This is a genomic window from Micromonospora desertarenae, from assembly GCF_056150265.1.
This window is the reverse complement of the sequence record NZ_JAXCFQ010000002.1, coordinates 541,411-560,830: the sequence shown is the minus strand read 5'-3', so window position 1 is coordinate 560,830 and position 19,420 is coordinate 541,411. Positions and strand designations below refer to the sequence as shown.

Here is a 19,420-nt window from a genome sequence, read left to right as displayed (position 1 = left end):
TGACGGGGTTGTTAGAACTCGAGCCCGGCTTCGCGGGCGGCATCGGCCAGCGCGGCGACCCGCCCCGCGTACCGGTTGCCACCGCGGTCGAAGACGACCTTGGAGACGCCGACGGCCTTGGCCCGCTCGGCGAGCAGGGCGCCGACCTTGCCGGCCAGGGCGCTCTTGTCGCCCTCCGCACCGCGCAGCGACGCGTCCAGGGTCGAGGCCGACGCCAGGGTGTGACCCTTGGTGTCGTCCACGATCTGGGCGACGATGTGCCGCAGGGAGCGGGTGACCACGAGGCGGGGACGCTCGGCGGTGCCGCTGACGTTCTTGCGGACCCGGAAGTGCCGACGCGCACGCCCGACGGCGCGCTTGGCGGCAACGCCGCGGCGGCGCTTGAGCAGCGTGGCGCTCACTTCTTACCTGCCTTTCCAGCCTTGCGGCGGATGACCTCGCCCTGGTACTTGACACCCTTGCCCTTGTAGGGCTCCGGCGGACGGATCTTCCGGATGTTGGCGGCGACCTCGCCGACCAGCTGCTTGTCGATGCCGGCCACGTGGAACAGGGTCGGCTTCTCCACCGTGAAGGTGATGCCGTCCGGCGCCTGCACCGTGACCGGGTGCGAGAACCCGAGCGCGAACTCCAGGTCCTTGCCCTTGGCCGTGACCCGGTAACCGGTACCGGCGATCTCCAGGCTCTTGCGGTAGCCCTCGGTGACGCCGACGATCATGTTGGCGACCAGGGTCCGGCTCAGGCCGTGCAGCTCCTTGGCCTTGCGCTCGTCGTTCGGGCGGTTGACGTTCAGCTGCCCGTCCTCGGCCCGCTCGATGGTGATCGGCTCGGCCAGGGTGTGCGACAGCTCGCCCTTCGGGCCCTTGACCTTGACGGTCTGGCCGTCGATGGTGATATCGACACCGGACGGTACCGGGATCGACTTACGTCCAATACGCGACATTTCTACCTGTCTCCCGTTACCAGACGAAGGCGAGGACTTCCCCGCCAACGCTCCGCTTGCGGGCCTGCCGGTCGGTGAGCAGCCCCTGGGACGTCGAAATGATCGCCACGCCCAGCCCGCCGAGCACCCGCGGGAGCCCGTCCGACTTGGCGTACACCCGGAGACCGGGCTTGGACACGCGCTTGATGCCGGCCAGGCTCCGCTCCCGGTTCTGGCCGTACTTCAGCTCGACGACCAGTCGCTTGCCGACGGCGCCCTCCTCGGGCTCCTCGACCGACCAGGTGGAGATGTAACCCTCGGACTTCAGGACCTCGGCGATGTTCGCCTTGATCTTGGAGTACGGCATCGTCACCCGGTCGTGGTACGCCTGGTTGGCGTTACGCAGACGCGTGAGCATGTCTGCGATCGGGTCGGTCATCGTCATGAAATTCGTCAACCTTTCTCGCCGGGGTTCCCCGGGCACGGCCCGGGGCCTACGGCGAAGAGACAGTTCAGCTGACGCGCGAAGCGCGCCGGGCTATTACCAGGAAGCCTTGGACACGCCGGGCAGCTCACCGCGGTGGGCCATCTCCCGGATGCACACCCGGCAGAGACCGAACTTGCGGTAGACCGCCTTCGGACGCCCGCACCGCTGGCAGCGGGTGTACGCGCGAACCGAGAACTTCGGCTTCGCGGCCGCCTTGAGGATCAGCGCCTTCTTGGCCATCTCAGTTCTCCTTGAACGGGAAGCCCAGGAGCTTGAGCAGCGCCCGGCCCTCGTCGTCGGTCGTGGCGGTGGTGACCACCGTGATGTCCATGCCCCGCTGCCGATCGATCTTGTCCTGGTCGATCTCGTGGAACACCGACTGCTCGGTCAGACCGAACGTGTAGTTGCCGTGCCCGTCGAGCTTGCGCCCGTCCAGACCGCGGAAGTCACGGATACGCGGCAGCGCGATCGACAGCAGCCGGTCCAGGAACTCCCACATCCGGTCGCCGCGCAGGGTCACCTTCGCGCCGATCGGCATGCCCTCGCGCAGCTTGAACTGCGCGATGGACTTGGTCGCCCGCCGCACCTGCGGCTTCTGACCGGTGATGGTGGCCAGGTCGCGGACGGCGCCGTCGATCAGCTTGGCGTCCCGGGCGGCCTCGCCGACACCCATGTTGACGACGATCTTGACCAGCCGCGGCACCTGCATCGGGTTGCCGTAGTTGTACTGCTCGCGCAGCTGGGCCACGATCTCGTTGCGGTACCGCTCCTTGAGGCGCGGCATGGTCTTGGTTTCGGTAGCCGTGCTCATCACAGGTCCTTACCGGTGCTACGCGCGATGCGGACCTTCTGGCCGTTCTCGTCGATCCGGTAGCCGACGCGGGTCGGCTTCCCGTCGGAGTCCAGGACCTGCACGTTCGAGACGTGGATCGGGGCCTCCTGGGTGACGATGCCACCGGTCTTGGCGCCACGCTGGGTGGTGCTGATGCGGGTGTGCTTCTTGACCCGGTTCACGCCCTCGACCAGGACCTTGTCCTGCCGCGGGTAGGCCGCGATGACCTTGCCCTTGGCACCCTTGTCCTTGCCGGCGATGACGACGACCGTGTCGCCCTTCTTGACCTTCACGGTCACAACACCTCCGGCGCGAGAGAAATGATCTTCATGAACCGCTTGTCCCGCAGCTCCCGGCCCACCGGGCCGAAGATACGGGTGCCGCGCGGGTCCCCACCGTCCTTGATGATGACGGCGGCGTTCTCGTCGAAGCGGATGTACGAGCCGTCCGGGCGCCGCTTCTCCTTGGCGGTGCGAACGACGACCGCCTTGACGACGTCGCCCTTCTTCACACCGGCACCCGGGATCGCGTCCTTGACGGTGGCCACGATGACGTCGCCGATGCTCGCGTAGCGCCGACCGGAGCCACCGAGAACCCGGATGCACAGGATCTCCCGGGCACCCGTGTTGTCGGCGACGCGCAGTCGCGACTCCTGCTGAATCACGTCTATCTCCTATGTCTGCCGGTTCTCCGGCCGCACCGCGGCGGCCGGAGCCTGGCGGAACCTGCGCCCGACCGAGGCCGGCCGAGCTCGAGCCTTCGCTACTTGGCCTTCTCGAGGATCTCCACGAGCCGCCACCGCTTGGTCGCGGAGAGCGGCCGGGTCTCCATGATCAGGACCCGGTCGCCGATGCCGGCCGAGTTCTGCTCGTCGTGCACCTTCAGCTTGCTGGTCCGGCGCATGATCTTGCCGTACAGCGCGTGCTTGACCCGGTCCTCGACCTCGACCACGACGGTCTTTTCCATCTTGTCGCTGACCACGAGGCCCTCACGCACCTTGCGGCGGGCCCGCGCGGTGGCGGTGGTGTTCTCGCTCATGATGCAGTCACCTCAGTCGGCGCGGCCGAGAGCCCCAGCTCGCGCTCACGCATGATCGTGTAGATCCGGGCGATCTCCCGACGGATGACCTGCAGCCGCCGGTTGTTGTCCAGCTGCCCGGTTGCGGCCTGCACGCGGAGGTTGAACAGCTCCGCCTTGGCCTCGCGCAGCCGCGTGACCAGCTCCTCCTCGGAGAGCTCACGCAGCTCGGCGGCCTTAACGCCCGCTGCCATCAGGATTCACCCACTTCGCGCGTCACAATGCGGCACTTCATCGGGAGCTTGTGGATCGCGCGACGCATCGCCTCTCGCGCGATCTGCTCGTTGGGGAAGGACATCTCGAAGAGCACCCGTCCCGGCTTCACGTTGGCGACCCACCACTCGGGCGAGCCCTTACCGGAACCCATCCGGGTTTCCGCCGGCTTCTTGGTGAGGGCCTGGTCCGGGAAGATGGTGATCCAGACCTTGCCACCACGCTTGATGTGGCGGGTCATCGCGATACGCGCCGACTCGATCTGGCGGTTCGTCACGTACGCCGGCTCGAGAGCCTGGATCCCGAACTCGCCGAACACCACCCGGTTACCGCCCTTGGACGCGCCGCTGCGGTCCGGGTGGTGCGGCTTGCGGAAGCCCTTCGGGGGCTTGCGCGGCATCAGCATCTGTCAGCCCTCCTGCTGCGTTTCTGCCGCGGCGGCGACGGCGGCGGGATCCACCGCGTCACCACTCGGCGTCTCGGCCTGCTGCGCGAGCGTGGTCGCGGCGGCCCGGCCGGCCTCGGTGCCGCCGGCGGTCGTGCCGGACGAGCCGGACCGACCACGGCGCGGCCGCTCGGGGCGGTCGCCGCGCTCACGGCGCGGGCGCGACGGAGCCTCGGCCGGGGTCTCCCGACCCGGCACCGCGTCGCCCTTGTAGATCCAGACCTTCACGCCGATCCGGCCGAAGGTGGTACGGGCCTCGAAGAAGCCGTACTCGATGTTGGCCCGCAGCGTGTGCAGCGGGACCCGGCCCTCGCGGTAGAACTCGGTCCGGCTCATCTCGGCGCCGCCGAGGCGGCCCGAGACCTGCACCCGGATGCCCTTGCAGACCGGGTTCTTCATCGCCGACTGCATGGCCTTGCGCATCGCCCGACGGAAGCTGACCCGGCTGGACAGCTGCTCGGCCACGCCCTGCGCGACCAGCTGAGCGTCCGACTCGGGGCTCTTCACCTCGATGATGTTGAGCTGCACCTGCTTGCCGGTCAGCTTCTCCAGCTCGCCGCGGATCCGGTCGGCCTCCGCACCCTTCCGGCCGATGACGATGCCCGGCCGGGCGGTGTGGATGTCGACCCGGACCCGGTCCCGGGTGCGCTCGATGTCGACCTTGGAAATGCCGGCGCGCTCCAGGCCCTTGGACATCATCCGGCGGATCTTGACGTCCTCGCCGATGTAGTCCTTGTAGAGCTTGTCCGCGAACCAGCGGGACTTCCAGTCGGTCGAGATACCGAGCCGGAACCCGTGCGGGTGAACCTTCTGACCCATTACTCCGCGCCCTCCGTGTTGCTCTGCGTCTCGGCCGGCGCGGCCTGCTTCGCCGGGGCCGTCTTCTTCGCGGCCTTACGCGGGGCGGCCGGCGCGACGGCCTCGACCGCCACCGTGATGTGGCAGGTGCGCTTCCGGATCCGGTACGCCCGGCCCTGCGCCCGCGGCTGGAACCGCTTCATGGTCGGGCCCTCGTCCACGTACGCCTCGCTGACGAGCAGCGCGTCGGGGTCCAGCCGCTCGTTGTTCTCCGCGTTGGCGATCGCGCTCGCGAGCACCTTGTACACCTGCTCGCTCGCGGCCTGCGGCGCGAACTGCAGCACCGTGAGCGCCTCCTTCGCGGGCAAACCGCGGACGAGGTTGACCACCCGGCGCGCCTTCATCGGCGAGATGCGCACGTGCCGCGCAACCGCCCGCGCGCCCGGAAGCACCGGAGCGTCGCCCTTTCCTGGCATCGCTGTAACCCCTTGTTCCTCTATCCGTATGCCCGCGGCGTCAGCGCCGACGGCTCTTCCGGTCGTCCTTCTCGTGACCCTTGAACGTGCGGGTCAGCGCGAACTCGCCGAGCTTGTGCCCGACCATCGCCTCGGTCACGAACACCGGGACGTGCTTGCGTCCGTCGTGCACCGCGATCGTGTGGCCCAGCATCTCGGGGATGATCGTCGAGCGCCGCGACCAGGTCTTGATGACGTTCTTCGAGCCCTTGTCGTTCTGCGTCTCCACCTTCTTGAGCAGGTGGTCGTCGACGAACGGGCCCTTCTTCAGGCTGCGAGGCATGTCTTATCTCCCTCAGCCGCGCTTACGCGTGGCGTAGCGGCGGCGGACGATCAGCCGGTCACTCGGCTGGCCCTTACGACGGGTGCGGCCCTCGGGCTTACCCTGCGGGTTCACCGGGTGGCGACCACCGGAGGTCTTACCCTCACCACCACCGTGCGGGTGGTCGACCGGGTTCATCGCGACACCACGGACGGTCGGGCGCTTGCCCTTCCACCGCATCCGGCCGGCCTTACCCCAGTTGATGTTCGACTGGTCGGCGTTGCCGATCTCGCCGACGCTGGCGCGGCAGCGGACGTCGACCCGCCGGATCTCGCCGGACGGCATGCGCAGGGTCGCGTACGCGCCCTCGCGGCCGAGCAGCTGGATGCCGACACCGGCCGAGCGGGCCAGCTTGGCGCCACCACCGGGACGCAGCTCCACGTTGTGGATCGTGGTACCGACCGGGATGTTGCGCAGCGGCAGGTTGTTGCCCGGCTTGATGTCCGCGCCCGGACCCGACTCGACGGTGTCGCCCTGCTTCAGGTCCTTCGGCGCGAGGATGTACCGCTTCTCGCCGTCGGCGTAGTGCAGCAGCGCGATGCGCGCGGTGCGGTTCGGGTCGTACTCGATGTGCGCGACCTTCGCCGGCACGCCGTCCTTGTCGACCCGCTTGAAGTCGATCAGACGGTACTGCCGCTTGTGGCCGCCGCCGTGGTGCCGGGTGGTGATCCGGCCGTGGGCGTTGCGACCGCCCTTCTTGGGCAGCGGAGCCAGCAGCGACTTCTCGGGCGTCGACCGGGTGATCTCGGCGAAGTCGGCGACGCTCGAGCCACGCCGGCCCGGCGTCGTCGGCTTGTACTTACGGATAGCCATTGTCTACACCCCTCAGCTGACCGGGCCGCCGAAGGCCTCGATACGGTCACCGTCAGCCAGCTTCACCATCGCCCGCTTGGTGGCCTTGCGCTGGCCGAACCCGGTGCGGGTCCGCTTGCGCTTGCCCTCGCGGTTGAGCGTGTTGACCGTCAGGACGCGGACGTTGAAGATCTGCTGGATCGCAATCTTGATCTCCGTCTTGTTCGCGTCCGGGTGCACCAGGAAGGTGTACCAGTTGCGGTTCAGCTCGCTGTAGCTCTTCTCCGAGACGACCGGCGCCACGATGATGTCGCGCGGGTCGGCGATCGTGCTCACTTGCCACCCTCCTCGGTGGTCTCGGCGGGAACACCGAGGAACTCGTCCAGGGCGTCCTTGGTGAAGACCACGTCGTCGGCCACCAGCACGTCGTACGTGTTGAGCTGGCCGGCCTCGATCAGGTGCACCCGCGGCTCGTTGCGCAGCGACACCCAGTTCAGCTCGTCGGTGCTGCTCAGCACGACCAGCACCCGGCGGGCGTCGGTCAGCTTGGCCAGCGTGGCCAGGGCGGCCTTGGTCGACGGCTTCTCGCCCGAGACGAACGCCTCGACGACGTGCACCTGCCCGGCGCGGGCCCGGTCGGAGAGGGCACCCCGCAGCGCGGCGGCCTTCATCTTCTTCGGGGTCCGCTGGCTGTAGTCGCGCGGCACGGGACCGTGCACCACGCCACCGCCGGCGAACTGCGGCGCGCGGATCGAGCCCTGCCGGGCGCGACCGGTGCCCTTCTGCTTGTACGGCTTCTTGCCGCCGCCGGCGACCTCGCCGCGGGTCTTGGTCTTGTGCGTGCCCTGCCGGGCCGCCGCGAGCTGAGCCACCACGACCTGGTGCATCAACGCGACGTTGGCCTGCGCGTCGAAGATGTCGGCCGGCAGCTCGACGGAGCCCGCCTTGTCGCCTTCGACGTTGAGGACGTCAACGGTGGTCACTTGGCCACACCGCCCTTCTTCACCTTGGTCTTGGCCGCGCTGCGGACCAGGACCAGCGCGCCCTTGGGGCCGGGGATGGCGCCACGGACGAGCAGGAGGTTGTTCTCGGTGTCGACCGCCTGGACGGTCAGGTTCTGGACGGTGAAGCGCACGCCACCCATCCGGCCCGCCATCCGGGTGCCCTTGAAGACGCGACCCGGGGTGGCGCAGGCGCCGATCGAGCCGGGCGAGCGGTGCTTGCGCTCGACACCGTGGCTGGCGCGCAGACCGTGGAAACCGTGCCGCTTCATCGGGCCGGCGTAGCCCTTGCCCTTGGTCTTGCCGGTCACGTCGACCGACATGCCGACCGGGAACTGCTCGACCGTGACCTCCTGGCCCAGCGAGTAGTCCGCGGCGTCGGTGGTGCGCAGCTCGACGATGTGCCGGCGCGGCGCCACGTCCGCCTTCGCGTAGTGCCCGCTGATCGGCTTCTTGACCTTGCGCGGGTCGATCGTGCCGTACGCCAGCTGGACCGCGGAGTAACCGTCCTTGTCGGCGTCACGAACCTGGCTGATGACGCAGGGGCCGGCCTGAACCACGGTCACCGGGACAACACGGTTGTTGTCCCAGACCTGGGTCATGCCGAGCTTCGCGCCCAGGATCCCCTTAACTTGCCTGTCCATTTGTCCGGTCCCTACAGCTTGATCTCGATGTCGACGCCAGCCGGCAGGTCGAGGCGCATGAGCGAGTCGACCGTCTTCGGGGTCGGGTCGATGATGTCGATCAGCCGCTTGTGCGTGCGCATCTCGAAGTGCTCGCGCGAGTCCTTGTACTTGTGCGGCGAGCGGATAACGCAGAAACGGTTGATCTCCGTGGGCAGCGGCACCGGGCCTGCGACCTGCGCCCCGGTGCGCGTCACCGTCTCGACGATCTTCCGAGCCGAGGAGTCGACGACCTCGTGGTCATAGGCCTTGAGCCGGATGCGGATCTTCTGTCCCGCCATGGTGGCTTCTGTTCCTTCTCTCGATGCCGCTGTGTTGCGGGCGCCTGTACCGGCTGGCACAGGCCCACTTCGCCGACCCCCGCGGTCGGGCGTGTCGCGCCCTCGGGCCAGGCTCCGCCCCGGGACTCCGGAGCGATTCTGACCGCGCGGTGGGTCAAGGCGCCGATCGCACTACCGCGACCTGAACGCCGTGCGAGGGTGGTTGGCGGACTGGCCGCCAACCACCCTACGCCCGACTGTCCTACCGCTCGGCGGTTCGGTGAAGGCCGAACACGAGCGACGAACTGTCGTTACGCAACCTGACTAGTATGCCGCACGACCGGCGGCGGGTCTAATCGGGGTTACCTAGCTCACTTGATGATCTTGGTGACGAACCCGGCGCCGACGGTGCGGCCACCCTCGCGGATCGCGAACTTGAGGTTCTCCTCCATGGCGATGGGCTGGATCAGCTTCACCGTCATGGTGGTGTTGTCACCCGGCATGACCATCTCGGTGCCCTCGGGGAGCGTGACGACACCGGTGACGTCCGTGGTCCGGAAGTAGAACTGCGGACGGTAGTTCTGGAAGAACGGGGTGTGCCGGCCGCCCTCCTCCTTGGAGAGGATGTAGACGGTCGCCTCGAACTCCGTGTGCGGGGTCGTGGTGCCCGGCTTGATGACGACCATGCCGCGCTCGACGTCCTCGCGCTTGATGCCACGCAGCAGCAGACCGACGTTCTCACCCGCGCGGGCCTCGTCGAGCAGCTTGCGGAACATCTCGATGCCGGTGCAGGTGGTCTTGATCGACTTCTCGCGGATGCCGACGATCTCCACCTCCTCGTTCGGCTTGAGCACGCCGCGCTCCGCGCGACCGGTGACGACGGTGCCACGACCGGTGATCGTGAAGACGTCCTCGATCGGCATCAGGAACGGCTTGTCGGTCTCGCGCTCCGGCTGCGGGATCGCGGTGTCGACAGCGGTCATCAGGTCCATCAGCTTGCCGGTCCACTCGGGGTCACCCTCGAGGGCCTTCAGCGCCGAGACCCGCACGACCGGCAGGTCGTCACCCGGGTACTCCTGCGACGAGAGCAGCTCGCGGACCTCGAGCTCGACGAGCTCCAGGAGCTCCTCGTCGTCGACCATGTCGCTCTTGTTGAGCGCCACGACGATGTACGGCACGCCGACCTGGCGGGCCAGCAGCACGTGCTCGCGGGTCTGCGGCATCGGGCCGTCGGTCGCCGCGACCACCAGGATCGCGCCGTCCATCTGGGCGGCACCGGTGATCATGTTCTTGATGTAGTCGGCGTGACCGGGGCAGTCGACGTGCGCGTAGTGCCGCGCCTCGGTCTGGTACTCGACGTGCGCGATCGAGATCGTGATGCCGCGGGCCTTCTCCTCGGGCGCCTTGTCGATCTCGTCGAACGGCGTGTACGGGTTCAGGTCCGGGTACTGGTCGTGCAGGACCTTGGTGATGGCCGCCGTCAGCGTCGTCTTACCGTGGTCGATGTGACCAATGGTGCCGATGTTGACGTGCGGCTTAGTCCGCTCGAACTTCGCCTTCGCCACTGGTGTCCTCCTGTGGACTTTCTTGGTTCGTTCGCCCCGGTGCGCCGGTCGGCGCTTAGGACTCTGTCGACAGCCTTTCCGACCTGACGGCCGGAGAGCCTTTGTGGGTTCTGCGGCGATGAAGCCTACAGGCCCGGATTCACACATTCCGACCGAGGTGGCCGCGGGCGGGAGAACCCTCCCGCGACCAGACCCGGTTCATCGGATCAGCTCAGGCGAGCGTCACTCACCAGTCGCCTTGGCGATGATCTCCTTGGCCACCGAGGCCGGAACCTCGGCGTAGGAGTCGAACTGCATGCTGTAGCTAGCCCGGCCCTGGGTCTTCGACCGCAGGTCGCCGACGTAGCCGAACATCTCCGACAACGGCACCAGGGCGCGGACGACGCGGGCACCGCCGCGCTCCTCCATCGCCTGGATGATGCCACGGCGGGAGTTGAGGTCGCCGATGACGTCACCCATGTTCTCCTCCGGAGTGGTGACCTCAACGGCCATCATCGGCTCGAGCAGCGCCGGGTCGGCCTTGCGGGCCGCCTCCTTCAGCGCCATCGAACCGGCGATCTTGAACGCCATCTCGGACGAGTCGACCTCGTGGTACTGGCCGTCCACCAGGGTCAGCTTGACACCCACCAGCGGGAAGCCGGCGAGGATGCCGTACTGCATGGCGTCCTGGGCGCCCGCGTCCACCGAGGGGATGAACTCCCGGGGGATACGGCCACCGGTGACGGCGTTGGCGAACTCGTAGGTCGGCGAGTCGTTGTCTAGCGGCAGCGGCTCCAGGCTGATGATCACCCGGGCGTACTGGCCGGAACCACCGGTCTGCTTCTTGTGGGTGTACTCGACCTTCTCCACCGTGCGGCGGATGGTCTCGCGGTACGCCACCTGCGGCTTACCGATGTTGGCCTCGACGTTGAACTCGCGGCGCATCCGGTCGACCAGGATGTCCAGGTGCAGCTCGCCCATGCCGGAGATGACCGTCTGGCCGGTCTCCTCGTCCAGCTTGACGCGGAAGGTCGGGTCCTCCTCGGCCAGCCGCTGGATGGCGGTGCTGAGCTTCTCCTGGTCAGCCTTGGTCTTCGGCTCGATGGCGACCTCGATGACCGGCTCCGGGAAGGTCATCGACTCCAGGATGACCGGGTTCGCCGGGTCGCACAGGGTGTCACCGGTGGTGGTCTGCTTGAGACCCTGCACCGCGATGATGTCGCCAGCCTTGGCGGAGCTGCGCTCCTCCCGCTTGTTGGCGTGCATCTGGTAGATCTTGCCGATCCGCTCCTTGCGGTCCTTGGTGGAGTTGACCACCTGGGACCCGGACTCAACCACGCCGGAGTAGACCCGGACGTAGGTGAGCTTGCCGAGGTGCTTGTCGGTCTGGATCTTGAAGGCCAGGCCCGAGAACGGCTCCGAGGTCGACGGCTTCCGCTGCATCGGGGTCTCGCCGTCGGTCGCGGTGCCCTCGATCGCCGGGATGTCCAGCGGCGACGGCAGGTAGGCGACGACCGCGTCGAGCATGGGCTGGATGCCCTTGTTCTTGAACGCGGTGCCGCACAGCACCGGGTTGGCCTTGCCCGCGATGGTGGCGCGGCGGATGCCGGCCTGGATGTCCTCGACGGAGATCTCCTCGCCCTCGAGGTACTTCTCCATCACCGAGTCGTCGACGTCGGCCAGGGTCTCCAGGAGCTTCTCGCGCCACTCGGCGGCGGTGTCCGCCAGCTCGGCCGGGATCTCCTCGATCGCGTAGTCCTCACCCTTCTGGGTCTCCCCACGCCAGGTGAGGGCACGCATGCCGACGAGGTCCACGACACCGACGAAGTCGGACTCGGCGCCGATCGGCACCTGCAGGACGAGCGGGGTCGCGTTGAGCCGGTCGATCATCATCTGCACGCAGCGGAAGAAGTCCGCGCCGGTCCGGTCGAGCTTGTTGACGAAGCACATCCGGGGCACGTTGTACTTGTCCGCCTGCCGCCAGACGTTCTCCGTCTGGGGCTCCACGCCGGCGACGCCGTCGTAGACGGCGACCGCACCGTCCAGGACCCGCAGCGACCGCTCGACCTCGACCGTGAAGTCGACGTGGCCGGGCGTGTCGATGATCTGGATCGTGTGGCCCTTCCACTCGCACTTGGTGGCGGCGGAAGTGATGGTGATACCGCGCTCCTGCTCCTGCTCCATCCAGTCCATGACGGCAGCGCCCTCGTGGACCTCACCGATCTTGTAGGTGATACCGGTGTAGAACAGGATCCGCTCGGTGGTAGTGGTCTTACCGGCATCGATGTGCGCCATGATGCCGATGTTGCGTACGTTGGCGAGCGCGTCTGCGGCGGCCACTTCAATCCCTACTTATCGTCGTCTCGACACAACTGGTGGCGGTTCCGGCGCCTCGTGAGCGCCGGAACCAGGGTGTTACCAGCGGTAGTGCGCGAAGGCCTTGTTGGACTCGGCCATCTTGTGCGTGTCCTCGCGCCGCTTGACGGCGGCACCGAGGCCGTTGCTCGCGTCCAGCAGCTCGTTCATCAGCCGCTCGACCATGGTCTTCTCGCGCCGGGCGCGGGAGTAGGTGACCAGCCAGCGCAGGCCCAGGGTGGTCGCCCGGGCCGGGCGCACCTCGACCGGCACCTGGTAGGTGGCGCCACCGACCCGGCGGCTGCGCACCTCCAGCGTCGGCTTGACGTTGTCCATCGCCCGCTTCAGGGTGACGACCGGGTCGGTGCCGGACTTCTCCCGGCAGCCCTCGAGGGCCGCGTAGACGATGCGCTCGGCGAGCTGGCGCTTGCCGCGCAGCAGGATCTTGTTGACCAACTGGGTGACCAGCGGCGAGTTGTACACCGGGTCAGCGACCAGCGGCCGCCGCGGAGCGGGTCCCTTACGCGGCATGTCAGCTCTTCTCCTTCTTCGCGCCGTAACGGCTGCGCGCCTGCTTGCGGTTGCGGACACCCTGGGTGTCCAGCGAACCGCGAACGATCTTGTACCGCACGCCGGGGAGGTCCTTCACCCGGCCGCCGCGGACGAGCACGATCGAGTGCTCCTGCAGGTTGTGGCCGACACCCGGGATGTAGGCGGTCACCTCGATCTGGCTGCTGAGCTTGACACGAGCGACCTTGCGCAGCGCCGAGTTCGGCTTCTTCGGGGTGGTGGTGTACACGCGGGTGCACACGCCGCGCCGCTGAGGGGAACCCTTCAGCGCCGGGGTCTTGGTCTTGCTCGTCTTCGCCTGGCGGCCCTTTCGGACCAGCTGCTGGATCGTGGGCACCGGGTTTCTCCGCTCCCTTCGGCCGCAGGGTGTTGCGGCCGCGCCGTCTGCCGTAGCCGATCTGGTGATCGACCCTCTTACCTTCCGACCAGGGCCCCACGTGGAGGTCCCGGCACCCGCGGTCGGGCGTGTCGCCCAGATCACGGTCCCGGTGCGGACGCTCGCGCACGTACCGGGGTCTGTCGCCGGCACACGGCTCTCCGCGCGCCGGGTCTTCTGGCTCTGTCGTGCTGTCGGCCGCTCTCCGGCTCACCGGAACCAGCGCACGCACGAGTTGCCCGGGCTGGCCCGGGCACAAGGGGAAAGAGTACCTACCACAGCCGCGCAGGTCAAAACGGAGTGGCTCACCCGGACGTGTCACCGCCCGTTGATCGCTCCGTCGTGCCCGACCGCCCGTGATGGGCACCTACGGACACAAGTGTACCGGCTTCTCGGCGGCGCGGCCCGTCGGCCCCGACCGACCGGTCCCACCTGCTGGACGCCGGGCCGGCCGGCGGCCCCGGCCGCCTCAGCCCAGCGCCAGCAGCACCGCCAGCCCCAACCCGAGCAGGCAGAGCCCGAGCCCGGCCGCACCGCAGCTGATCCCCGCCACGGCCAGGCCGCGGCCGGTGAACCGGACCCCGGGCGGCGCCGCCGGGCGGCGGATCTGCCGCACGCCGAGCAGGCCGGCCACCACGGCGCCGGCCCCGGCCAGCACGCCCAGCACGGTGAACGCGCCGGAGGCCCAGACGCCGCCGGCGGACGCCCCGGTCGCGCCGAAGCAGAACACCAGCACCGAAACCAGGATCGCGGCGACCCCGGCCACCAGCGAGCCCACTGCCAGTCCCGAGGTGACCGGCGGTACGTCGAGGTGCACGACGGCGAACGGCGTACCGGGCACCGGGTCGACCCGCCGGGGGCGGGTCACCTCCCGGGGTGGCGGGGGCAGCCCCGGCGCGCCGGGCGGCGGCCCACCCCAGCCCGGCGCGGGCGCTCCCCACCCGGCGGGGTGACCCCCCGACGGCTGGCCGCCCGGGCCACCCCACGGAGTCACGGCCGGCTGCCCCGACGGTGTGCCCGAGGGGCTTCCGGGCGCCTGACCCGGCTGCGCGGCCCACGGACTGGCCGGCGCCGGGCCCGGCGGGGACCCCCAGGCGCTCGCGGGCGGCTGGCCCGAAGGAGCACCCCAGGGACCGGCCGGCACCTGGCCGGAAGCACCCGACGGGCTCGCGGCCGGCTGTTCCGATGGCGTGCTCGCGCCGCCGACCGGCGGCTGGCCGGGCGAGGCACCCCACGGACTCGTGTCCGGCTGGTCGGCTGGCGTGCCGGCGCCGTCGGCCGCGCGCTGCGCCGGCCCCGCTCCCTCGATGCGCGGCTCGGACGATCCGGCCGGACCCGACGCCGGGTGCGGAGACGACGAACCGGATGCCGGCGGCGGAGAGGACTGCCAGGACGACGAGGACGCCGGGGACGCCGCGGACGGCCAGGGCGTCGGGGACGGCGGGAACGGCGAGGGCGCCGGAAACGCCGGGGACGGCGGGGACGGGTACTCCCCGGGCCGGGCCGACGTCGACTCCGGCGCGGCGGACGGCGAGGACGGCGCCGGCGGCTGCCCGGCGGGCGGGCTCGCCGGCGGGGCGGCCTCGGGCCCGGCATCGGGGCGGACCCACCCGCTGCCGCCCTCCGGCGCGGTCTCCGCGCTGCCGGCGGCGGGCTGCCCGGGGTCACCGCCGGTGGGGCGCGCCGGTTCCGTCACGAACTCCTCCTGTCGGCCGTCGGCGTCCACCGCCGCGCGACGGACACCGGCCAGGCTACCGCCGCGACGCACGGCGGCCGTGCCCGGCGGGGACGGGTTCCCTCGCCGGCGTCAGTCCACGTTCGGGGCGAAGTCCTGCCCGAAGGGCGCGTCGGCCAGCCGGACCACGCCGATCACCACGGCGGCCACCAGGCTGACCGCGACCAGCACCAGGCCCGTCCAGGCCAGCCGTTCACCCCGCCGCAGCCAGGCCGCGCCGGTCAGGAAACCACCCGAGGCGTACGCCTCCCGGCGCGCCTGCCGGGCGAGCTGGAGCGCCACCGTGGCCGGCACCACCCCGCCCAGGAAGAGGCCGGTGAACGCGCCGATCAGCCCCAGCGCGAAGACCGCCCTGGCCTTGGTGGCCCGGGCCGGATCCGGGTCGAGCGGGTGGCGCAGCGGCTGCGGGGCGACGGGCACCTGCCCGGGTGCTGTCGTCATGCCCACCATCATGCCCCGGCCGTCCGTCACCGGCGGGCACTCCCGGCCCGGAAACGACGAGGCCCCCGGCGGCTGCCGGGGGCCTCGTTCGCTCGTGCGATTAGCGGTACGACCCGAAGTCGAAGTCGTCCAGCGGCACCGCCTGGCCGCTGGCCGGCCCGAAGCCGTAGTCGGTCTCCGGGTAGCCGGTCATCGAGTAGACCTTGGCCTTCGCCTCCTCGGTCGGCTCCACCCGGACGTTGCGGTACTTGCTGATACCGGTACCGGCCGGGATGAGCTTACCGATGATCACGTTCTCCTTGAGGCCGATCAGCGAGTCGCTGCGGGCGTGGATCGCCGCGTCCGTCAGCACCCGGGTGGTCTCCTGGAAGGAGGCCGCCGACAGCCAGGAGTCCGTGGCCAGCGAGGCCTTGGTGATACCCATCAGCACCGGGCGACCGGCGGCGGGCTCGCCGCCCTCGGACACGAGCCGGCGGTTCTCCGACTCGAACAGCGCCCGGTCGACCAGCACACCCGGCAGGAACTCGGTCGAGCCGGAGTCGATGACCGTCACCCGCTTGAGCATCTGGCGGATGATGATCTCGATGTGCTTGTCGTGGATGAGCACACCCTGCGAGCGGTAGACCTCCTGGACCTCCTGGGTCAGGTGGACCTGGACCGCGCGCGGGCCGAGGATGCGCAGCAGCTCGTGCGGGTCGATGGTGCCCTCGGTGAGCTTCTCCCCGACCTCGACGTGATCGCCGTCGTGGGCCCGCAGCCGGACCCGCTTGGAGATCTTGTCGTAGACGATCTCGTCGCTGCCGTCGTCCGGCACCACGATGATCTTCCGCGACCGCTCGCCGTCCTCGATCCGGATCCGGCCCGGGGTGTCGGCGATGGGCGCCTTACCCTTCGGGATCCGGGCCTCGAAGATCTCCTGGACACGCGGCAGACCCTGGGTGATGTCCTCACCCGCGACACCACCGGTGTGGAAGGTACGCATCGTCAGCTGCGTACCCGGCTCACCGATCGACTGGGCGGCGATGATGCCGACCGCCTCGCCGACGTCCACGGTCTTGCCGGTCGGCAGCGAGCGGCCGTAGCACGCACCGCAGACGCCCAGCTTCGACTCGCAGGTGAGCACGCTGCGCACCCGGACGGACTCCACCCCGGCGGCGACGATCTTGTCGACCAGGATCGAGTTGATGTCCGCGCCCCGCTCGGCGACCACGGTGCCGTCCGGCCCCTTGATGTCGTCGGCCAGGGTACGGGCGTGCACGCTGGTCTCCGCGTGCTCGTGCACGACGAGCCGGCCGTCCTCGGTGCGCTGGCCGATCTGCATCGGGATCGCCCGGTCGGTGCCGCAGTCCTCCTCGCGGATGATGACGTCCTGCGAGACGTCCACCAGACGACGGGTCAGGTAACCCGAGTCGGCGGTACGCAGCGCGGTGTCGGCGAGACCCTTACGGGCACCGTGCGTGGAGATGAAGTACTCCAGCACGGACAGACCCTCCCGGTAGCTGGCCTTGATCGGCCGCGGGATGATCTCACCCTTCGGGTTGGCCACCAGACCACGGATCGCCGCGATCTGCCGGAGCTGGAGCAGGTTACCGCGGGCACCCGAGTTGATCATCTTCCACAGCGGGTTCTCCTGCGGCAGCGCGGTGTCCATCTCCTTGGCGACCTCGTTGGTCGCCTTGGTCCAGATCTCGATGAGTTCGCCGCGACGCTCCTCGGCGGTCATCAGACCACGCTGGTACTGCTTGTCGATCCGGTCGGCTTCCTTCTCGTACCGCTCCAGGATCTCCGCCTTGCGCGGCGGAGCGATGACGTCCTCCATGCCGATCGTCACGCCGGACCAGGTGGCCCAGTGGAAGCCGGCCTCCTTGAGCCCGTCCAGGGTGGCCGCCAGGGCCACCTTGGGGAAGCGCTCGGCGAGGTCGTTGACGATCGCGGAGAGCTGACCCTTGCGGATCTCGTAGTTCACGAAGCGGTAGCCCTGCGGCAGCGTCTCGTTGAACAGCACCCGGCCGAGGGTGGTCTCCACGGTCAGCGGCTCGCCCTCGACCCAGCCCTCCGGCGCGGTCCACGGCTCGGCGCCGGCGCCGTTGTCGACCCCGACCACGCCCCGCAGCCGGATCTTCACCGGAGCCTGCAGGTGCAGCTCGCCGTTGTCGTACGCCATCCGCGCCTCGGCGTCCGAGCTGAACGCCCGGCCCGCGCCCTTCTCGTCGGGCGTGAGGTGGGTGAGGTGGTAGAGACCGATGACCATGTCCTGGGTGGGCATGGTGACCGGCTTGCCGTCGGCCGGCTTGAGGATGTTGTTCGACGACAGCATCAGGATCCGCGCCTCGGCCTGGGCCTCGGCGGACAGCGGCACGTGCACCGCCATCTGGTCACCGTCGAAGTCGGCGTTGAACGCGGTGCAGACCAGCGGGTGGATCTGGATGGCCTTGCCCTCGACCAGCTGCGGCTCGAATGCCTGGATGCCCAGCCGGTGCAGGGTCGGCGCCCGGTTGAGCAGCACCGGGTGCTCGCCGATGACCTCTTCCAGCACGTCCCACACGACCGGCCGCTGCCGCTCGACCATCCGCTTGGCGGACTTGATGTTCTGCGCGTGGTTGAGGTCGACCAGCCGCTTCATCACGAACGGCTTGAACAGCTCCAGCGCCATCTGCTTGGGCAGGCCGCACTGGTGCAGCTTCAGCTTCGGGCCGACCACGATGACCGAACGGCCGGAGTAGTCGACGCGCTTGCCGAGCAGGTTCTGGCGGAACCGGCCCTGCTTGCCCTTGAGCATGTCGGAGAGCGACTTCAGCGGACGGTTGCCCGGCCCGGTGACCGGCCGGCCGCGGCGGCCGTTGTCGAACAACGCGTCGACGGCCTCCTGCAGCATCCGCTTCTCGTTGTTGACGATGATCTCGGGCGCGCCGAGGTCGATCAGCCGCTTGAGCCGGTTGTTCCGGTTGATCACCCGGCGGTACAGGTCGTTCAGGTCCGACGTCGCGAAGCGGCCACCGTCGAGCTGCACCATCGGGCGCAGGTCCGGCGGGATGACCGGGACGCAGTCCAGCACCATGCCGAGCGGCGAGTTGCGGGTGTTGAGGAACGCCGCGACGACCTTGAGCCGCTTGAGCGCACGGATCTTCCGCTGCCCCTTGCCGGAGCGGATGGTCTCCCGCAGGCTCTCCGCCTCGGCGTCGAGGTCCATGTTCTGGACCAGCGCCTTGATCGCCTCGGCGCCCATGCCGCCGGTGAAGTACTCACCGAACCGGTCGCGCAGCTCGCGGTAGAGCAGCTCGTCGGTGACCAGCTGCTTCGGCTCCAGCTTGCGGAAGGTGTCCAGCACCTCGTCCAGGCGGTCGATCTCGCGCTGGGCCCGGTCGCGGATCTGGCGCATCTCGCGCTCTCCGCCCTCCTTGACCTTGCGCCGGACGTCCGCCTTGGCACCCTCGGCCTCCAGCTCGGCCAGGTCGGCCTCGAGCTTGGCGGCCCGCTTCTCGATCTCCGAGTCGCGGCTGTTCTCGGCCTGCCGCTTCTCGGCCAGGATCTCGTTCTCGATGGTCGAGAGGTCGCGGTGACGCGCCTCGGCGTCCACGCTCGTCACGACGTACGAGGCGAAGTAGATGATCTTCTCGAGGTCCTTGGGGGCGAGGTCCAGCAGGTAGCCCAGCCGGCTCGGCACGCCCTTGAAGTACCAGATGTGGGTCACCGGAGCGGCCAGCTCGATGTGCCCCATGCGCTCACGACGGACCTTGGACCGGGTCACCTCGACGCCGCAGCGCTCGCAGATGATGCCCTTGAACCGGACCCGCTTGTACTTACCGCAGTAGCACTCCCAGTCCCGCTGCGGACCGAAGATCTTCTCGCAGAAGAGCCCGTCCTTTTCCGGCTTCAGGGTGCGGTAGTTGATCGTCTCAGGCTTCTTGACCTCGCCGTGGGACCACTGACGGATGTCGTCGGCGGTGGCGAGGCCGATACGCAGCTCGTCGAAGAAGTTGACGTCGAGCACTATGTCCCCTATGTCGTCGTCTGTACTGCTTAGCTAGTGGGTGGGGTCGGGAGCCGGCGAGCCG

At 69.2% G+C, this 19,420-nt stretch carries 25 protein-coding genes; all 25 read right to left on the bottom strand.

Going from position 1 to position 19,420, the window contains the following annotated elements; all coding sequences use genetic code 11:
- Window positions 1-11 precede the first annotated feature (11 nt).
- On the bottom strand, window positions 12-401 hold the full coding sequence (rplR, locus tag SM577_RS05690) for a 50S ribosomal protein L18 (RefSeq protein ID WP_132393096.1): 390 nt from the start codon (window positions 399-401) through the stop codon (window positions 12-14).
- Window positions 398-940 carry a 50S ribosomal protein L6 gene (gene rplF / locus SM577_RS05685; protein WP_088991890.1) on the bottom strand — a complete coding sequence of 181 codons (543 nt, stop codon included), beginning with the start codon at window positions 938-940 and terminating at the stop codon, window positions 398-400. The genes rplR and rplF overlap by 4 nt, the downstream gene beginning before the upstream one ends.
- Window positions 941-956: 16 nt before the next feature.
- Window positions 957-1,364 (bottom strand): 30S ribosomal protein S8, encoded by a 408-nt coding sequence (rpsH, locus tag SM577_RS05680; protein ID WP_088997380.1) that lies wholly within the window; start codon window positions 1,362-1,364, stop codon window positions 957-959.
- Window positions 1,365-1,460: 96 nt separating this feature from the next.
- A complete protein-coding gene (locus SM577_RS05675) occupies window positions 1,461-1,646 on the bottom strand; it encodes a type Z 30S ribosomal protein S14 (protein WP_007073023.1) in 186 nt (61 codons plus the stop codon).
- 1 nt (window position 1,647) lies between these two features.
- On the bottom strand, window positions 1,648-2,217 hold the full coding sequence (gene rplE / locus SM577_RS05670) for a 50S ribosomal protein L5 (protein WP_088997379.1): 570 nt from the start codon (window positions 2,215-2,217) through the stop codon (window positions 1,648-1,650).
- On the bottom strand, window positions 2,217-2,537 hold the full coding sequence (gene rplX, locus SM577_RS05665; RefSeq protein ID WP_172896341.1) for a 50S ribosomal protein L24: 321 nt from the start codon (window positions 2,535-2,537) through the stop codon (window positions 2,217-2,219). Before rplX ends, rplE begins: the two co-directional genes overlap by 1 nt.
- Window positions 2,534-2,902, bottom strand: coding sequence for a 50S ribosomal protein L14 (gene rplN / locus SM577_RS05660; RefSeq protein WP_007073026.1), 369 nt, complete (start codon window positions 2,900-2,902; stop codon window positions 2,534-2,536). Before rplN ends, rplX begins: the two co-directional genes overlap by 4 nt.
- 98 nt (window positions 2,903-3,000) lie before the next feature.
- Complete coding sequence (rpsQ, locus tag SM577_RS05655; RefSeq protein ID WP_088991889.1) at window positions 3,001-3,276, bottom strand: 30S ribosomal protein S17; 276 nt, start codon at window positions 3,274-3,276, stop codon at window positions 3,001-3,003.
- Window positions 3,273-3,509: a 50S ribosomal protein L29 gene (rpmC, locus tag SM577_RS05650; RefSeq protein ID WP_088991888.1), complete on the bottom strand. Its 237-nt coding sequence runs from the start codon at window positions 3,507-3,509 to the stop codon at window positions 3,273-3,275. Before rpmC ends, rpsQ begins: the two co-directional genes overlap by 4 nt.
- A complete protein-coding gene (rplP, locus tag SM577_RS05645; RefSeq protein ID WP_007465292.1) occupies window positions 3,509-3,934 on the bottom strand; it encodes a 50S ribosomal protein L16 in 426 nt (141 codons plus the stop codon). Before rplP ends, rpmC begins: the two co-directional genes overlap by 1 nt.
- 3 nt (window positions 3,935-3,937) lie before the next feature.
- Window positions 3,938-4,792, bottom strand: a complete 855-nt coding sequence (gene rpsC / locus SM577_RS05640) for a 30S ribosomal protein S3 (protein ID WP_088997378.1) — start codon at window positions 4,790-4,792, stop codon at window positions 3,938-3,940.
- The gene (gene rplV / locus SM577_RS05635) at window positions 4,792-5,247 is read right to left on the bottom strand and encodes a 50S ribosomal protein L22 (RefSeq protein ID WP_088997377.1); all 456 of its coding nucleotides are present in this window, start codon (window positions 5,245-5,247) and stop codon (window positions 4,792-4,794) included. The genes rpsC and rplV overlap by 1 nt, the downstream gene beginning before the upstream one ends.
- Window positions 5,248-5,287: 40 nt before the next feature.
- The gene (gene rpsS / locus SM577_RS05630) at window positions 5,288-5,569 is read right to left on the bottom strand and encodes a 30S ribosomal protein S19 (RefSeq protein WP_007073032.1); all 282 of its coding nucleotides are present in this window, start codon (window positions 5,567-5,569) and stop codon (window positions 5,288-5,290) included.
- Window positions 5,570-5,581: 12 nt separating this feature from the next.
- Window positions 5,582-6,421, bottom strand: coding sequence for a 50S ribosomal protein L2 (rplB, locus tag SM577_RS05625; RefSeq protein WP_302919523.1), 840 nt, complete (start codon window positions 6,419-6,421; stop codon window positions 5,582-5,584).
- Window positions 6,422-6,433: 12 nt separating this feature from the next.
- The gene (rplW, locus tag SM577_RS05620) at window positions 6,434-6,736 is read right to left on the bottom strand and encodes a 50S ribosomal protein L23 (protein WP_088997375.1); all 303 of its coding nucleotides are present in this window, start codon (window positions 6,734-6,736) and stop codon (window positions 6,434-6,436) included.
- Window positions 6,733-7,383 carry a 50S ribosomal protein L4 gene (rplD, locus tag SM577_RS05615; RefSeq protein ID WP_302919524.1) on the bottom strand — a complete coding sequence of 217 codons (651 nt, stop codon included), beginning with the start codon at window positions 7,381-7,383 and terminating at the stop codon, window positions 6,733-6,735. Before rplD ends, rplW begins: the two co-directional genes overlap by 4 nt.
- Complete coding sequence (rplC, locus tag SM577_RS05610; protein ID WP_302919525.1) at window positions 7,380-8,045, bottom strand: 50S ribosomal protein L3; 666 nt, start codon at window positions 8,043-8,045, stop codon at window positions 7,380-7,382. Before rplC ends, rplD begins: the two co-directional genes overlap by 4 nt.
- A gap of 11 nt (window positions 8,046-8,056) precedes the next feature.
- Window positions 8,057-8,365 carry a 30S ribosomal protein S10 gene (gene rpsJ, locus SM577_RS05605; RefSeq protein WP_007073037.1) on the bottom strand — a complete coding sequence of 103 codons (309 nt, stop codon included), beginning with the start codon at window positions 8,363-8,365 and terminating at the stop codon, window positions 8,057-8,059.
- A gap of 350 nt (window positions 8,366-8,715) precedes the next feature.
- Complete coding sequence (gene tuf, locus SM577_RS05600) at window positions 8,716-9,909, bottom strand: elongation factor Tu (protein WP_088997372.1); 1,194 nt, start codon at window positions 9,907-9,909, stop codon at window positions 8,716-8,718.
- Between the two features lie 222 nt (window positions 9,910-10,131).
- A complete protein-coding gene (fusA, locus tag SM577_RS05595) occupies window positions 10,132-12,228 on the bottom strand; it encodes an elongation factor G (protein WP_302919526.1) in 2,097 nt (698 codons plus the stop codon).
- 75 nt (window positions 12,229-12,303) lie between these two features.
- The gene (gene rpsG / locus SM577_RS05590) at window positions 12,304-12,774 is read right to left on the bottom strand and encodes a 30S ribosomal protein S7 (RefSeq protein WP_046567226.1); all 471 of its coding nucleotides are present in this window, start codon (window positions 12,772-12,774) and stop codon (window positions 12,304-12,306) included.
- A 1-nt stretch (window position 12,775) separates the two neighbouring features.
- Window positions 12,776-13,150 (bottom strand): 30S ribosomal protein S12, encoded by a 375-nt coding sequence (gene rpsL / locus SM577_RS05585; RefSeq protein ID WP_014440718.1) that lies wholly within the window; start codon window positions 13,148-13,150, stop codon window positions 12,776-12,778.
- A 508-nt stretch (window positions 13,151-13,658) separates the two neighbouring features.
- Entirely contained in the window at window positions 13,659-14,057 is a 399-nt protein-coding gene (locus SM577_RS05580) for a hypothetical protein (RefSeq protein ID WP_474581482.1), read from the bottom strand.
- Between the two features lie 939 nt (window positions 14,058-14,996).
- Window positions 14,997-15,365 (bottom strand): hypothetical protein, encoded by a 369-nt coding sequence (locus SM577_RS05575; protein WP_302919528.1) that lies wholly within the window; start codon window positions 15,363-15,365, stop codon window positions 14,997-14,999.
- Window positions 15,366-15,465: 100 nt separating this feature from the next.
- Window positions 15,466-19,356 (bottom strand): DNA-directed RNA polymerase subunit beta', encoded by a 3,891-nt coding sequence (locus SM577_RS05570; protein ID WP_302919529.1) that lies wholly within the window; start codon window positions 19,354-19,356, stop codon window positions 15,466-15,468.
- Window positions 19,357-19,420: the final 64 nt, after the last annotated feature.

What these genes read in the sequence shown, in the direction of transcription:
- SM577_RS05675 (WP_007073023.1), bottom strand. Translation starts at nt 1,646, where the DNA reads ATGGCCAAGAAGGCGCTGATCCTCAAGGCGGCCGCGAAGCCGAAGTTC.
- rplV (WP_088997377.1), bottom strand. Translation starts at nt 5,247, where the DNA reads ATGCCAGGAAAGGGCGACGCTCCGGTGCTTCCGGGCGCGCGGGCGGTT.
- rpsQ (WP_088991889.1), bottom strand. Translation starts at nt 3,276, where the DNA reads ATGAGCGAGAACACCACCGCCACCGCGCGGGCCCGCCGCAAGGTGCGT.
- rpsS (WP_007073032.1), bottom strand. Translation starts at nt 5,569, where the DNA reads ATGCCTCGCAGCCTGAAGAAGGGCCCGTTCGTCGACGACCACCTGCTC.
- rpmC (WP_088991888.1), bottom strand. Translation starts at nt 3,509, where the DNA reads ATGGCAGCGGGCGTTAAGGCCGCCGAGCTGCGTGAGCTCTCCGAGGAG.
- rplF (WP_088991890.1), bottom strand. Translation starts at nt 940, where the DNA reads ATGTCGCGTATTGGACGTAAGTCGATCCCGGTACCGTCCGGTGTCGAT.
- rplP (WP_007465292.1), bottom strand. Translation starts at nt 3,934, where the DNA reads ATGCTGATGCCGCGCAAGCCCCCGAAGGGCTTCCGCAAGCCGCACCAC.
- rplE (WP_088997379.1), bottom strand. Translation starts at nt 2,217, where the DNA reads ATGAGCACGGCTACCGAAACCAAGACCATGCCGCGCCTCAAGGAGCGG.
- rpsC (WP_088997378.1), bottom strand. Translation starts at nt 4,792, where the DNA reads ATGGGTCAGAAGGTTCACCCGCACGGGTTCCGGCTCGGTATCTCGACC.
- SM577_RS05575 (WP_302919528.1), bottom strand. Translation starts at nt 15,365, where the DNA reads ATGACGACAGCACCCGGGCAGGTGCCCGTCGCCCCGCAGCCGCTGCGC.
- rplB (WP_302919523.1), bottom strand. Translation starts at nt 6,421, where the DNA reads ATGGCTATCCGTAAGTACAAGCCGACGACGCCGGGCCGGCGTGGCTCG.
- rpsG (WP_046567226.1), bottom strand. Translation starts at nt 12,774, where the DNA reads ATGCCGCGTAAGGGACCCGCTCCGCGGCGGCCGCTGGTCGCTGACCCG.
- rpsH (WP_088997380.1), bottom strand. Translation starts at nt 1,364, where the DNA reads ATGACGATGACCGACCCGATCGCAGACATGCTCACGCGTCTGCGTAAC.
- rplC (WP_302919525.1), bottom strand. Translation starts at nt 8,045, where the DNA reads ATGGACAGGCAAGTTAAGGGGATCCTGGGCGCGAAGCTCGGCATGACC.
- rpsJ (WP_007073037.1), bottom strand. Translation starts at nt 8,365, where the DNA reads ATGGCGGGACAGAAGATCCGCATCCGGCTCAAGGCCTATGACCACGAG.